General features: G+C 72.3%; 13 protein-coding genes and 2 pseudogenes. 8 read left to right on the top strand and 7 right to left on the bottom strand.

Annotation, left to right across the window (positions count from 1 at the left end; all coding sequences use genetic code 11):
- Positions 1-9: 9 nt before the first annotated feature.
- The 4 genes from OG802_RS32615 to OG802_RS32600 all read right to left on the bottom strand — a co-directional run bounded on the left by OG802_RS32615 (position 10) and on the right by OG802_RS32600 (position 3,716).
- Entirely contained in the window at positions 10-648 is a 639-nt protein-coding gene (locus OG802_RS32615) for a GOLPH3/VPS74 family protein (protein WP_329416389.1), read from the bottom strand.
- 116 nt (positions 649-764) lie between these two features.
- On the bottom strand, positions 765-1,424 hold the full coding sequence (locus tag OG802_RS32610; RefSeq protein ID WP_329416388.1) for a response regulator transcription factor: 660 nt from the start codon (positions 1,422-1,424) through the stop codon (positions 765-767).
- Positions 1,421-2,590, bottom strand: a complete 1,170-nt coding sequence (locus OG802_RS32605; RefSeq protein WP_329416387.1) for a sensor histidine kinase — start codon at positions 2,588-2,590, stop codon at positions 1,421-1,423. The genes OG802_RS32610 and OG802_RS32605 overlap by 4 nt, the downstream gene beginning before the upstream one ends.
- 124 nt (positions 2,591-2,714) lie before the next feature.
- Positions 2,715-3,716 (bottom strand): zinc-binding dehydrogenase, encoded by a 1,002-nt coding sequence (locus OG802_RS32600; RefSeq protein ID WP_329416386.1) that lies wholly within the window; start codon positions 3,714-3,716, stop codon positions 2,715-2,717.
- Between the two features lie 332 nt (positions 3,717-4,048).
- Here OG802_RS32600 and OG802_RS32595 point away from each other — a divergent pair, with 332 nt between their 5' ends.
- Both OG802_RS32595 and OG802_RS32590 read left to right on the top strand, forming a co-directional pair.
- Entirely contained in the window at positions 4,049-4,966 is a 918-nt protein-coding gene (locus tag OG802_RS32595) for an NAD-dependent protein deacetylase (protein WP_329416385.1), read from the top strand.
- Positions 4,967-5,180: 214 nt separating this feature from the next.
- Positions 5,181-5,576: a hypothetical protein gene (locus OG802_RS32590; protein WP_329416384.1), complete on the top strand. Its 396-nt coding sequence runs from the start codon at positions 5,181-5,183 to the stop codon at positions 5,574-5,576.
- 102 nt (positions 5,577-5,678) lie between these two features.
- On the opposite strand, the gene OG802_RS32585 is transcribed toward OG802_RS32590, so the two are convergent.
- Positions 5,679-6,344: a response regulator transcription factor gene (locus OG802_RS32585; protein ID WP_329416383.1), complete on the bottom strand. Its 666-nt coding sequence runs from the start codon at positions 6,342-6,344 to the stop codon at positions 5,679-5,681.
- Positions 6,341-7,393 carry a sensor histidine kinase gene (locus OG802_RS32580; RefSeq protein WP_329416382.1) on the bottom strand — a complete coding sequence of 351 codons (1,053 nt, stop codon included), beginning with the start codon at positions 7,391-7,393 and terminating at the stop codon, positions 6,341-6,343. The genes OG802_RS32585 and OG802_RS32580 overlap by 4 nt, the downstream gene beginning before the upstream one ends.
- A 334-nt stretch (positions 7,394-7,727) precedes the next feature.
- Between OG802_RS32580 and OG802_RS32575 the strand changes: the two are divergent.
- Positions 7,728-8,204 (top strand): annotated as a pseudogene (locus OG802_RS32575) (ATP-binding cassette domain-containing protein); the annotation flags it as partial.
- 70 nt (positions 8,205-8,274) lie between these two features.
- A pseudogene (locus OG802_RS36055) lies at positions 8,275-8,446 on the top strand (IS630 family transposase); the annotation flags it as partial.
- 101 nt (positions 8,447-8,547) lie between these two features.
- On the opposite strand, the gene OG802_RS32570 reads toward OG802_RS36055, so the two are convergent.
- The gene (locus OG802_RS32570) at positions 8,548-9,642 is read right to left on the bottom strand and encodes a LacI family DNA-binding transcriptional regulator (protein ID WP_329416380.1); all 1,095 of its coding nucleotides are present in this window, start codon (positions 9,640-9,642) and stop codon (positions 8,548-8,550) included.
- Positions 9,643-10,073: 431 nt separating this feature from the next.
- Here OG802_RS32570 and OG802_RS32565 point away from each other — a divergent pair, with 431 nt between their 5' ends.
- The 4 genes from OG802_RS32565 to OG802_RS32550 all read left to right on the top strand — a co-directional run bounded on the left by OG802_RS32565 (position 10,074) and on the right by OG802_RS32550 (position 14,127).
- Positions 10,074-11,342: an ABC transporter substrate-binding protein gene (locus tag OG802_RS32565; protein WP_329416379.1), complete on the top strand. Its 1,269-nt coding sequence runs from the start codon at positions 10,074-10,076 to the stop codon at positions 11,340-11,342.
- A 90-nt stretch (positions 11,343-11,432) separates the two neighbouring features.
- A complete protein-coding gene (locus OG802_RS32560; RefSeq protein WP_329416378.1) occupies positions 11,433-12,305 on the top strand; it encodes a carbohydrate ABC transporter permease in 873 nt (290 codons plus the stop codon).
- A 12-nt stretch (positions 12,306-12,317) separates the two neighbouring features.
- A complete protein-coding gene (locus OG802_RS32555; protein WP_329416376.1) occupies positions 12,318-13,154 on the top strand; it encodes a carbohydrate ABC transporter permease in 837 nt (278 codons plus the stop codon).
- Between the two features lie 115 nt (positions 13,155-13,269).
- Positions 13,270-14,127: a glycoside hydrolase family 43 protein gene (locus OG802_RS32550; protein ID WP_329416375.1), complete on the top strand. Its 858-nt coding sequence runs from the start codon at positions 13,270-13,272 to the stop codon at positions 14,125-14,127.
- The last annotated feature ends 40 nt before the right edge of the window (positions 14,128-14,167 follow it).

The raw sequence follows: 14,167 nt of genomic DNA, 5'->3' as shown, positions 1-14,167 counted from the left end.
CCCCTCGGGTCAGCTGCCGCCCATGCCGCCCTGCGCGGCGATCATGGTGGTGGGCAGCGTGCGTACGGCTTTCTCCAGGCCGGGCGCGAGCACGCCGAGACTCCGTGTGCAGGCGTCGATGCGGGCCCGGAAGGTCTTGCGGTCCTGCCGTGACACGACGGGGCGGACCCTGCCGGCCGCGGCCAGCGCCAGCAGCGCGGCGTCGGCAGCGGGGACCTCGCCCACCGGGCCGGTCCCGTGCAGTGCCGCGTGGACGCGGGCGCGCAGTGCGGCGGGAACGGCGGGGTCCGTCACGGTCAGCCGCCGGGCGCCGAGCCGGGTGCGGGGTTCCCGCACGGCGAGGAGTCCCGCGGCGGCGAGCCGGTCCTCCACCAGCGTCACGGTGCGCTTGCGACGGCGGTGCACCAGGTGCTTCCAGCCGTGTCCGCCGGCGGCGTCGCGCAGCACCGTGTCCAGGACGGGGTCGCCGGTCGGCTGTGCGCCGGACACGGTGACCGTGCCGTCGTCCTCCCGCAGCCGGCCGCGCAGCGCGAGGTCGGTCAGGGCGGCCGCGCGCACCAGCAACTCCGTCCGGCGACGGTCGTACAGGCCCTCGGCCGCGTCGTCGTGGGCGAGCAGATACATGAGGCAGGCCAGGTCGTCGATCACCCCTCGACGCTATGTCCGGCCGCCCGGCAGCGGATCGCCCGCGGGGAGGGACTGCCACTGGGAGCACGGGAGGAGCGGCGTGCCGTCTCCTCCTCAAGGAGGAGACGGCGGCGTCCTCAGGGGCGGCGCGGTCGCACCAGGCCGTGATCGTAGGCGGCGACCACGGCCTGGACGCGGTCGCGCAGGCCCAGTTTGCGCAGCACCGCGGTGACGTGGTTCTTGACGGTGGCCTCCGACAGGCCCAGCCGCTCGGCGATCTCGGCGTTGGACAGCGCCTGCCCGATCAGGGTGAGCACCTCCCGCTCGCGGCCGGAGAGCTCCCGCAGCGAGGGCGGCGGCGCCGGGGCGGACGCGGTGCGCAGAAAGCGGTCGAGGACGCGGCGCAGCACCGCCGGGGCGAGCAGGGCGTCGCCGCGCGCGGTGAGCCGGATCGCGTCGACGAGTTCGGCGGGGCGGATGTCCTTCAGCAGGAAGCCGACGGCCCCGGCCCGCAGGGCGTCGACCACGTGCGCGTCCACGTCCCAGGTGGTCAGCACGAGCACCCGGGCCGTGCTGCCGCACCGGGCGAGCTGCCGGGTCGCCTCGATGCCGTCCACGACCGGCATGCGGACGTCCATCAGCACCACGTCCGGCGACAGTTCCCGCGTCAGGCGGACCGCTTCGCGGCCGTCGGACGCCTCGCCGACCACCTCCAGGTCGTCCCGGGCGTCGATGATCATGCGGAAGCCGGTCCGCACCAGGGCCTGGTCGTCGGCCACCACCACGCGCAGCGTCATGACGCCTCCTCCAGCGGCAGCTCCGCCGCCACCTCGAACCCGCCGCCGGGCAGCGGGCCCGCGCGCAGCCGCCCGCCCACCAGCCGGGCGCGCTCCCTCATCCCCACCAGACCGCGCCCCGCCCCGGCCGCCGGCGACGGGCCCTGCGGCGCGCGCCCGTCGTCGGCCACCGTGAGCCTCACCCACTCCCCCTCCACGGCCACGCGCACCCTCACCTCGTCCGCGCCGGCCGCGTGGCGCAGTGCGTTGGTGAGGGCCTCCTGGACGATCCGGTACGCCGCCAGGTCCACCGCCGCCGGCAGCCCGTCGGTGACGCCCTCGCGGTGCACGTGCACGGTCAGCCCGGTCGCGCGCACGGCTTCGGCCAGCTCGTCCAGACGCGCGAGCGAAGGGCCCGCCTCCCACCGCTCGGGGGCCCCGCTCTCCTGCGCGTCGGGGCCGAACGCGCGCAGCAGCAGCCGCAGTTCGCCGAGCGCGGAACGGGCGCTCGTCTCGATGGCCCGCAGCGCCTGACGGGCCTGCTCGGGCTGCCGGGTGAACACGTCGTCCGCCGCGCCCGCCTGGACGACCAGCACGGACAGGGTGTGCGCCACGACGTCGTGCACCTCCCGGGCGATCCGCGCCCGCTCCTCCACCACGGCCCGGCGCGTCTCCGCCCGCGCCCGCGCCCGCTGCGCACCGCGCCACTGCCCCGCGGTCCACGCCAGGACGACCGTCAGCAGGTAGACCGCCAGTCCCGCCGGGCCGCCCGCCCGGAAAGCCACCGCCCCCGGCAGGCACATCGCCGCCAGCGCGCACACCGACGCCCGCCGCGGCCTGGTCGCGGACAGCACGCACAGGGCGATCTGCGCCGCGAGCAGCGCGCCCGTCAGGGACACCGCGGGCAGCAGCGCCCACACGGCGAGGCCCGCCGCCGCGGTCCCGGCCAGGACGGCGACCGGAGCGCGCAGCTGCCACCTCAGGGCGCAGGCCTGCGCGAGGACCAGGACGAGGGCCGCGGCCGGCCGAGGGCCGGTCCCGGAGCCGGCGACGAGCACCGAGACGCCCGGCACCGCCAGCACCAGCCCGGCCGACCACCCCCACAGCCTCCGGGCCGACCGGCGCGACGGCTCGTCCCGCGCGTCCCCGGCGCATTCGTCGTCGGACTGTCTGCTGCTGCGGTCCACGCCCCGACCCTACCCAGCGACCGGCCGCGGGCCGCCGGTTCGCCGGGCGCGGGCGCGGAGCCGGGAAGCGATCGGCGTCGTGCGCCTCCGGGACCGTACGCGAACGACAGGTCGTCATGCAGTCCTAATGCCGGACGCGGACGACGAGCTTGCCGGTGGCCCGGTCGTGTTCCATGTCGTCGTGAGCCTGCGCTACCTGCTCCAGACCGTCGTAGACGCGGTCCACGGGGAAGGACAGCCTGCCGGCCGCGACGGCGTCGAGGATGTCCTGGAAGTCCTTCCGGGGGAGGTCGCAGGCATCGCCGAAGTAGCCGGCCAGCCGCACTCCCCTGGGCAGGTACTCGTTCGGTGAGAAGTCCCGGACCGTCCACTGGTTGGAGAGGCTGCCGCCGAAGCAGGCCGTGCCGTGCACCCGCACCGCGCGCAGCGTGTCGGGCAGGGTCGGCGTGCCGACGAGGTCGAGGGCGGCGTCGACGCCGTCCGGGTACAGCTCGCGCACGGCGGGCGCGACCTCCCCGGTGTCGAGCAGCGGGTGGTCCACGCCGCGCTCCCCGAGCAGGGCGAGGCGGTCGGCCCGGCGCGTGGTGGCGAGGACCACGGCTCCGCGCCAGGCGGCCAGGGCCGCGGCCGCCAGTCCCACGGACGAGGTCCCGCCGCGGATCAGCAGCGACTGACCGGGCCGCAGGTCCAGGCCGACGGTGAGCGAGCCGTGGGCGGTCTGCACCATCTCCGGCAGAGCGCCCAGCACCTCCCACGGCAGCTCGGTCTCGACCGGGATGACCTGCGACAACGGCACCGAGGTGTACTCGGCGTAGCCGCCGTCGTAGGTGCGCCCCATGTCGCCCATCATGGCGACGACCTTCTGTCCCGGGGTCAGTCCGCTCCCCGCCGGGGCGGCGTCCACGGTGCCCGCGGCCTCGATGCCCGGCACCCGCGGGAAGGTGACGCCCTGACTCAGCCCGAGGCGCAGTTTCAGCTCCGACCGGTTGAGGCCGAACGCCTCGACGCGGATGCGCACCCAGCCGTCCCGCTCCGGCGGCAGCGGGAGCGTGGCCGGCCTGAGGCCGTCCACGGGACCGGGGGCGGAGAGTCGGACGGCGCGCATCGTGGCCGGCGAGGACGTCATGGGCCCTGCTTTCTTCCGAACGGGGAGAGTTTGTCGGCGGTGCTCAACGCGCGGGCGCCGCGTCCGCATTCCCGGAAGACCCGAGTCCCGGATTCCGGACTACCGACTCCCGACTCCCGAGGAGAGCGGGCCGGTTGGCACCGGAGTCCGTGAACGCGTCGTTCCCGCGGGTCCCGATTCCTCCCCATTTCCCCCTCCCCCGCTCCCGTGGGTGGCGGGCGGGTCGCGGTCCGCGCGCGCGGCGAAGGCACGGCCGAGCACGGTGCGCGGCCCGTGCTCGTGCCCTCTGGGCGCGGCCTCCCCCTGGGCGGCCGGTTCCGTACCCTGGCGGCATGCGGATGCGTCCCACCCTGAGCTGGACCCCTGCCGGTGACGTGCTGCCGGGCACCACGGACGTGCGGCCGGTCGCCGACGCGCTGAGCGGCGGCGGTGTGCTGGTGCTCAGCGGGGCCGGCATCTCCACGGAGTCCGGCATCCCCGACTACCGGGGCGAGGGCGGCAGCCTGAGCCGGCACACCCCGATGACCTACCTGGACTTCACGGCCGGCGCGCAGGCCCGCCGCCGGTACTGGGCGCGAAGCCACCTCGGCTGGCGCGCCTTCGGACGGGCCCTCCCGAATGCCGGGCACCTGGCCGTGGCCGCGTTCGGACGCCACGGCCTGGTGTCGGGCGTCATCACCCAGAACGTCGACGGGCTGCACCAGGCCGCCGGCAGCCGGGACGTCGTGGAACTGCACGGCAGCCTGGCGCGGGTCGTCTGCCTCTCCTGCGGGGCGACCGTCCCGCGAGGCGACCTCGCCCTGCGGCTGGAGCGGGCGAACGCGGGCTTCGCCCCGGTGGCGGCGGGACTGAACCCGGACGGCGACGCCGACCTCACCGACGACCAGGTCCGGGACTTCGTCGTGGCGCCCTGCGAGGCCTGCGGAGGCATCCTCAAACCGGACGTGGTGTTCTTCGGCGAGAACGTCCCGCCGGCCCGCGTCGAGGCATGCCGCGCGCTCGTCCAGGAGGCGACGGCCCTGCTGGTCCTGGGGTCCTCGCTGACGGTGATGTCCGGGCTGCGGTTCGTGCGTCAGGCCGACGGCGCCGGGAAACCGGTCCTGATCGTCAACCGGGACCCGACCCGCGGCGACCGGCACGCCCTCACCCGGGTCGCCCTCCCGCTGGGAGCGGCCCTCGGCGCCGTCGCCGACCTGCTCGGCGTCCCCCTCGGCACGCCGCTCGGCGAACACCCCCGGCCGCCCCGGTGACCGACTGCGCGGGCGACCGGGAGCAGCCCGCGCCACCGGGCCGGTGGGTCGGGGGGCCGGTGGTTCGGTGGGTCGGTGGTTCGGTGGTTCGGTGGGTCGGTGGTTCGGTGGGTCGGTGGTTCGGTGGGGCCTTCCGGTCGGCCGGTCAAAACCGCTGGAGACCCCGCGCGGGCCCGTGGCACGATGTGCCCCATGACGACCATACGAAAGGCCCGTGCCGCGTAACCGGCCGCGCCGCGCTGCGGCCGGAGCCTCCCACCACCGCGCGTCGTCCGCCCAGCCGGTCATCGACGGCCTGTCCTCGCGCGCACTGTCCGAAGTCCACCGCCTCGAACGCACCCGCAACTACCTGTCACCGGGCGACGTCGCCATGGCCCTGCGGCAGTGGAAGGACTACGTCCGCCGCCCCGAGCGCGAGCTGTGGCAGGACTTCGAAGCCGACGGCGGCCTTTACTGGGACTGCTGCGGCGACCCTCTCGAGGCCCGCGCCCTCCTCGACACCGTGACCCAGGCCCTCTCCCCCCGAACCGCCCGTGAACTGCGCCGGCTCATCGCCCGCTCGGACGCCCTCTGGAACCGGCCCTCCCCGTCGTACCTGGCGGACGACTGAGGTGGGCGAGCACCCTGAGCACGGCGACGGAAGGCGACGGACGGCAGCGAACGGCGCCGGACCCCGGCAGGAGCCGCGTGCGGGCGGACGAGGGCGCCGGTGTCAGCGGGGCAGGGTGACGAGTCCCGACTCGTAGGCGGTGATGACGAGTTGGACGCGATCGCGGGCGCCGAGTTTGGTGAGCAGCCGTGACACGTGCGACTTGGCGGTCGCCACCGTGATGAAGAGATCCTCGGCGATCTCCGTGTTGGACCGGCCGCGTCCGACGAGCGTCAGCACTTCCCGCTCCCGCTCGGTGATGCCCTCGACCGGCCGCGCGGAGCGCTCCGGGGCGGCCGCGGGACGCGCGACGAAGTCGGCGATCAGACGGCGCGTCACACCGGGCGCGATCAGGGCGTCTCCGGCGGCGACCACCCGGACCGCCGCGAGGATGTCGTCCAGCGCCATGTCCTTCACGACGAAGCCGCTGGCGCCGGCCCGCAGCGCGCCGTGGACGTGGTCGTCCTCGTCGAACGTGGTCAGGACGAGCACGCGGGTGGTGGTCGCGTCGTCGGCGGTGATCAGACGGGTGGCCTCGATGCCGTCCATGCCGGGCATCCGGATGTCCATCACCACGACGTCGGGGCGCAGCGCCCGCGCCAGCCGGACGGCTTCGGCGCCGGTGGCCGCCTCGCCGACGACCTCCAGGTCGCCGTGATCGGCCATGATCACCCGCAGCCCGGACCGGACGAGCGGTTGATCGTCGGCGAGAAGCACCCGGACGGTCATCGGCCCTCCCCGCCCGCTCCGGCGGGCAGGGGCAGCGGAAGCCGCGCGGCCACCCGGAAGCCGCCCTCGGGCCGCGGCCCGGTGCTGAGCCGGCCGCCCAGCAGACCGACCCGCTCCCGCATGCCGAGGATGCCGAAGCCGTGGCCGGCGTCGCTCGTGCTCGCGCCCCGCCCGTCGTCGACGATCTCCACCGACAGTTCCTCGTCCCCGTGGTCGATGACCACCCTGCAATGCTCGGCGCCCGCGTGACGGGCCACGTTGGTCAGCGCCTCCTGCACGATGCGGTAGGCGGACAACTCGACGTCGGCCGGCACGGGACGGCCCCCACCGGTCCGGCACACCTCGACGCGCACGCCCGCGGCCGCCGTCGCCGCCGTCAACTGCTCGACGTCCGCCAGCCCCGGCGAGGGCGCGAGGTGCGACCGCTCCGAAGAGGCAGCCGTGCGGTCGGACCGGCGGAGCGAGACGAGTGTGCGGCGAAGACCCGAGAGGGTTTCCCTGCTGGTCGCCTCGATGGCCCGCAGTGCCTCGCGGGCCTGCGCGGGCTGGGTCTCGATGACCCGGCTGCCCACCCCGGCCTGGATCGCGACGACACCGATGCTGTGGGCGACCATGTCGTGCAACTCCCGGGCTATGCGCAGACGTTCGGCCGTCACCGCCTCGGCCACCTCCCGGGCGCGCAGCGCGGTCGCGTGCTCGCGGCGCTCACGGCTCAGCAGCCCGGCCATACCGCACGCGGCCAGCGCGAGAAACGCGAGCAGCGCGTTGACCGCCAGGCCGTCCCCGTGCGTGAAGACGGCGACCAGCAGGAGTTGCACGGAGCCGGACACTGCCACGGCCGGGATCCAGGTCCGCCGCGCGCAGGTGGCGACGACGTACCCCAGGACGAGGTCCACCGCCAGGTACGACAGGAACTGCCCCTGGTAGGCCGCCGTGCCGCGCTGCTCCCCGGAGCCCGGCGGGCCCGCCACCACGGCCACGGCCCCCAGGAGGGCCAGCCCCAGGGCCGCCAGCGGCCGGTGGCGTACGACGCCGGCGAGCAGGCTCACCGCCAGCAGCGCCCCGGCTCCGTGAACGGCGCCGGAGGCGCGGGGCGCGGCCCCGACCAGCAGGGCGACCGTGAGGACGTAACAGGCGGCGCCTGCCCAGGCGGTGGCCTAGCTTCTCGTCATCGGCGGCCTTCCCTCCCGGCGGCCGCACCGGGACGCGCGGCGCGCGGAAGGAACGAGGGGGACGTCATCCAAAGGGTCACGCAGCGAGACTAACGGGCTGCGGCCGGCCCCACATTGGCCCAGGGACGTACGCCCACGGGCGCACGCGGCCCGGGAGTTTGCCGTCCACGGCCGCATGCCCGGGGCGGGTCGCCGCGGCAGTGTGGACGCCGTGATCGAAGTCAGCGAACTCACCAAGCGCTTCGGCGGCAGGACGGCCGTCGACCATCTGTCCTTCAGCGTCCGGCCGGGCCGGGTCACCGGATTCCTGGGGCCCAACGGAGCCGGAAAGTCCACCACGTTGCGGATGATCCTGGGGCTGGACGAGCCCACCGCGGGCACCGCCACCGTCGGCGGCGTGCCCTTCCGCCGCCGTTCGCGCGGGCTGCGGCATGCCGGCGCCCTCCTCGACGCGGGCCAGGTCCACGGCGGACGCAGCGCTACGGCCCATCTGTCCGCCCTGGCCCGCGGCAACGGCATCCCGCGACGCCGGGTGGGCGAAGTGCTCGGGGAGGTGGGGCTGTCGGAGGCGGCGGGCCGCCGCGTCGGCGGCTTCTCCCTGGGCATGCGGCAGCGGCTGGGCATCGCCGCCGCACTGCTCGGCGACCCCCCCGTCCTGATGTTCGACGAACCGGTCAACGGCATGGACGGCGTTATGTGACCTGTACGGGTGTCTCACACCCAGAGTGTCTCGGTCGGCGCGCCTCCGTGGACGAGAGGCGCGGATGCCCGCCCGGCCCGCCACCGAACGCGACGAAGACGCGATCCCCGCATGGCGGGACGTGAACTGGCAGGAGGTAAACCCTCCGGGCGGCGACCGGCGCGTTCATCTGCTTCGAAGACGAAGCGGGCGTGACCGGCCATCCGCCCAAGGGCCGCACCTGGGGCCGACGCGGCAACTTCCCATGGGTGGGGCGCCCTTCGCCCACGAGCTCGGACGAGCCCTTCGTTCCCGATGCCACGGCCGGGTGACGGTGTGGAGCGGAGGGCCGTCACCCGTTCGCGGACGCCCTTCGGGCGCCGCCCTCACGCCCCGCCTGGTTCGCGGCGTGCCGGTGCGGCATCGCAGGGTCACGCCGTGCCGCCGGCGGGGCGGTGGAGTTGCGCACCACGAGTTCGGTGCCCACCTCCATGTGCTCCATGAGTAGCCTCTGCCCGTCGATGAGGGACAGCAGCGCGCGGGCCGCCTTCTGGCCCATCTCGTGCAGCGGCTGACGCACGGTGGTCAGGCCGGGGAAGCTCTGCGCCGCCTGCGGGAGGTCGTCGAAGCCGACGACCGAGAAGTCGGCGGGCACGCTGAGGCCGCGCGCCCGGGCGGCGTCGACGGCGCCGAGAGCCATCAGGTCGGCGCCGGCGACGATCGCCGTCGGACTGTGCTCGTCGATCAGACGAGCCGTGGTGCGGAAGCCGCAGGCGTAGGAGAAGTCGCACGTGGCGACCAGCCGCTCGTCGACCTCCAGTCCGGCGAGCCGCATCGCGTCCTCGTAGCCCTGGAAGCGGATGGACGTGCTTTCCAGGTCCTCCTCACCGCGGAGGTAGGCGATGCGGGTGTGCCCGAGGTCGATGAGGTGCTGCGTGCCCTGACGCATGCCGTGGTAGTTGTCGACGCTCAGGCGGGGCAGCGGTACGTCCAGCCGCCGGGGGTCGATGATGACGCAGGGCAGCTTCTGACGGCGCAGCAGTTCGACGGTCTCGTCCTCGAGGACCGGCGCGATCATGAGCACACCGTCGACGAGGCCACGGGCCAGGAACTCGATGCGGTCCTTTTCCCGCACCGCGTCGTGGTAGGTGGCGTTGACGAGCAGTTCCTGCTCGGCACTGGCCAGTTCGTCGGCGACGCCGCGCAGAATCTCCAGGCCGTACTGACTGGTCAGGTCCAGCGCTATGAGGCCGACGAGCCCGCTACGGCCGGCCTTGAGGTTGCGGGCCGAGACGTTCGGCCGGTAGCCGAGTCGCCCGGCCACCTCCATGACACGGCGTCGGGTCTCATCGGAGGCCCCCGGCTTGCCGTTGATGACATTGGACACGGTCATCGCGGAGACGCCGGCCTCCTCGGCCACCTGCGCGATGGTCGCCCGTCCTGCCACCCGAACTCCTTCTGTCCGCCGACTTCGGCGAAGCGGCTCCGTTCGTCCATGCGCGAAGCCGGAAGGGCTTCCCCTCACCCATGAACACACACTGGAAACTGTAACGATAAGGCGGCGGGACCGTCAACGACACCCCTCATCGACGCAGGGTTCAAACCTGGAAAGAGCGGTCTTAACTGGTCACTTGACTTTCCCTTCAGGGCTTGGCGACCACGTCGACCGCGCCGATCGGCAACAGAAAGTTACGTATAGATGTCGCCTAAGTTTTGCGTTACAGTCCCCGCAATCGGCATGAATGATCGCCGCAAAGGCGGGTCGAACGGTCCCTTTCCGCACGTGTCAGCACTTCCCCGGCACGGAAACCGACCAACCCGTTCAAACCCCTTCAGAGATGACAAGTCGGTCCGTACCGACGATGGGTGAGGTGTGCAATGAAGCGCTCTGGGAGACGTCTCGCGGTCGCCACCACGGTCGCCGCCATGGCGATGTCGCTGGCAGCGTGCGGAGGCGGGTCGTCCGGTGCCTCCAAGGACGGCAAGGTGACCCTCCACGTACAGGCGTGGAAGGGCGGCGGCGCGGAGCCCGCCAATGTCGCCGAGATCAACAAGGCGTTCGAGAAGGCCCACCCCGACGTCAAGGTCGACTTCGAGTACATCACCGCGAACGACACCTACGTGCAGAAGCTCCAGCCCGAGCTGCTCGGTGGCAAGGCCGGCGACGTGATCATGGTCGACACGGACAAGATGAAGAAGTGGGGCGCCTCCGGCTACCTCGCCGACCTGTCCGGGGAGTCGTGGGCGAGCCGGATAGCCCCCGATGCCAAGCCCTACGCGCAGGTCGACGGCAAGACCCTCGCGATGCCGATGGAGCTGATCGGCATCGGTCTGTACGCCAACATGGACCTGCTGAAGAAGGCGGGCATCACCGAGGTCCCCGCCGACTGGCCGACGTTCCTCGCAGACCTCGCCAAGGTCAAGAAGGCCGGCATCGACCCCATCGCGCTGCCCGACAAGAGCGGCTGGACCGGCAGTTCCGTCTTCCAGGCGAGCGGTTCGACCACCGTCTACCAGAAGAACAAGCAGTGGGACGCCGACTTCCTCGACGGCAAGGCGTCGTTCGACCCGGACTGGAAGTCGTCGCTGGAGCAGTTGAAGACCCTGGAGGACAAGGGGTACGTCAGCTGGAAGAACGAACTCGGCGTCGACGAGTGGGCACAGGGCCCGCAGGACTTCAGCGCCGGCAAGAGCGCCTTCTGGTACCAGGGCGCGTGGCAGGTCTCCAACATCAAGAAGGCCGGCTTCCCGGTCTCCTTCGCACCCTGGCCGGGCGGCGCCGACGGCACCAAGCCCAACAGCATGCTGTTCGCCGGCACGATGTGGGGCGTCAACTCCCAGTCGCAGCAAGGTGACGCGGCCCGCGAGTACGTCAAGTTCTGGTCGCAGAACGAGAACCTCGCCAAGTACCTCGGGGCCGAGAACGCGGAGTCTCCGTTCACGGACGGCATCACGCCGGAATCCGCCGAGACCACGACCTTCACCACGGCCTTCAGGGAGGGCCGTTACCGAATACTCCCGTCCAACTCCTGGTACGCCGCGGCGGCCGAGACCGAGACCGGCTCCCGGATCCAGGCCTACCTGCTGGGCAAGGAGTCCGCCGCGCAGACCCTCAAGGACATCCAGACCGCGGCGTCCGCCAAGTAACCGGCCACCCCTGGTCAGCCGTGGTGGGAGCGCGATCGGCGGCTCCCCACCGCCCCCACCACGGCTCGTCCGGGCAAGAGGAGGACCCCCGTGTTCCACCGACGGCGTGCCACCATGGCCGCCTTCCTGCTTCCGGCGATCGTCATATACGGCGTGTTCATGCTGTACCCACTGGCCCGCGGCGTGTATCTGAGCATGACCGACAGCCTCGGCGGACCGATCGCCAACTTCGTCGGCACGGAGCAGTACCGTGCCATGGCCGACGACCCGAAGGTCACCGCCGCCCTGTGGCACACCGTGCTGTACGCGGCGGTGGTCGTGGTCACACAGAACGGACTCGGTCTGCTCTTCGCGAGCCTGCTCTTCCGCCGACCCAAGGTGCGCAAGACGCTCAGCGTGGTGCTGCTGACCCCCACGCTCGTCTCCCCGGTGATGGCGGCTTTCATCTGGTCGTACCTGTTCGCCCCGGAGGGCGGCATCAACGCGCTGCTCGGCGTGTTCGGGCTCGACGCGTTGCAGCACGTCTGGCTCGGGGACACCTCCACCGCCCTGTACGCGGTCGCCGCCGTCAACGTCTGGATGTTCGCGGGCTACTCCTGCGCCATCTTCCTCGCCGGCTACATGAGTGTGCCCACCGAACTGCTCGACGCGGCCGCGGTGGACGGCGCGAGCGGCTGGCAGCGGTTCCGCAGCGTGGAGTGGCCGATGCTGGCTCCCGCGCTGACCGTGAACGTCACGCTCAGCCTCATCGGCTCGCTCAAGGTCTTCGAGTTTCCTCTCGTGCTCACCAACGGCGGCCCGGCCGGTGCCACGGACACCCTGACCATGCTCGTCTACCGCAACGTCTTCGGCGGCGGGAAGTTCGCCTTCGGCATCGCGGTCTCGGTCCTGCTCCTGGTCACCGTGGTCGTCCTGTCCAGCGCCACCTCTTCCCTGCTCCGGCTTCGCGAGCGACGAATCTGACGGACGGCAACCATGATCTCCACCCTCTGGCGCCGGACCTCCGGCACTCTCGGCACCGTGCTGCTGTGCCTCGGCACGCTGACGTTCGTCCTGCCGTTCCTCTTCACCGTCGTCACCTCGCTGCGCACCGCGGCGGATGTGGCGAGGTCCCCGCTGGGCCTCCCCCACTCCCTGACCCTGCACAACTTCACCGAGGCCTTCGGGCAGATCCACTACGGGCGCAGCGCGCTGAACACACTGCTCATCACGGCTCTGTCGTGTCTCGGCATCACCGTGGTCGGCTCCCTGGCCAGCTACCCGCTGGCCCGCATCACCCAGAACTGGTCGACCTGGGTGTACCGGCTGTTCATCCTGGGCACCTCGGTGCCGATCTTCGTGGTGGTGGCGCCCCTGTACCTGCTGATGCGGGACCTGGACCTGCTCGACAGCTACGCGGGAGTGGTCGTCATCTACACGGCCATCAACCTCCCGGTCGCCGTGTTCTTCTACACCAGCTTCGTCCGCTCGATCCCCGTGGACCTGGAGGAGGCCGCCGCCCTGGACGGCTGCGGAGCGTTCCGCACCTTCTTCACCATCATCCTGCCGCTGCTGCGCCCGATCACCAGCACGCTGCTGACCTTCGTCGCCCTCCAGGTCTGGAACGACCTCCTGGTTCCGCTGGTCTTCCTGCAGGACCCCGACAAACGCACCGTGATGGTGAACGCCTACTCCTTCATCGACCCACACACCGTGCAGCCGACGACCCTGTTCCCGGCCGCCCTGCTCGGCGTGCTCCCGCTGCTGCTGATCTTCGTCTTCCTGCAGCGGCACGTGGTCGCCGGGATGTCGGCCGGAGCCGTCAAGTCGTAGAGCCCGGCCCGGCCGCCGAGGCCTGAACACGAACACCTTCACCGTCGAGGGCGACCCCATGCCCCGACGCCCGGCATCCCCTCCGTCCCGAACATTCCGGAAGGACCCTCCACCGATGTACGTGGTCTCCTACTTCACCGACACCGACGAGGCGCTCCACCTCGCCTACAGCCACGACGGTGCGGAGTTCTCGGTGGTGAACGGCGGCAGGCCCGTCCTGCGGGGCACGGTCGGCACCGGCAGACTGCGGGATCCGTTCATCGGGACGGGCCCGGACGGGCTGTTCCATCTGCTGGCCACCGACGGCTGGACGAGCCCGTGCATCGTCCACGCCACCTCGGCCGACCTGCTCACCTGGTCGGAACAGAAACTGGTGCCGGTCATGGCCGAGGTGGACGGCGCCCACAACGCCTGGGCCCCGGAGTTCTTCCTGGACCGCGGGACCGGGCTGTACCACCTCATCTGGTCGTCGGTCGTCGAGTCCGGAAGCACGGCCGAGGGCCGCGACTACGAACATGTCGGCCAGGACCACCGCATCTGGCATTGCACCACCGAGGACTTCCGGACCTTCTCGGCGCCCGAGGTCTTCTTCGACCCGGGGCACTCGGTCATCGACGCGACCGTGCGGGAGGCGGACGGCGGCGGATTCCTCATGGCCTTCAAGGACGAGCGCGGCACCAATGACCTCGCCACCGCCCACAAGGACATCCACCTGACCGCCTTCGAGACCCCCGGCGGTCCGTACACCGCCGGCACCGGACCGGTCACCCCCTCGGTGGTGGAGGGGCCGTCGATCTTCCGGCGCGGAGACGAGCTGGTCATGATCTTCGACCACTACCTCGAAGGGCGATACGGGGCGGCTCGCAGCAAGGACGGCGTGGACTGGAAGCCCGTCTCCCTGGCGCTGCCGCCGGGCATGCGCCACGCCTCCGTCCTCGATACGCCGCTGCCGGTCTCGATCCCGCCGCGCTGAAGCCCTCCGCCCCGCGCCCTCCACAGATTCCGGACGTGCC

The sequence above is a fragment of the Streptomyces sp. NBC_00704 genome (assembly GCF_036226605.1).
Taxonomy (GTDB): domain Bacteria; phylum Actinomycetota; class Actinomycetes; order Streptomycetales; family Streptomycetaceae; genus Streptomyces.
The sequence above is the reverse complement of the archived record's forward strand: the minus strand, read 5'-3'. Positions and strand labels throughout refer to the sequence as shown.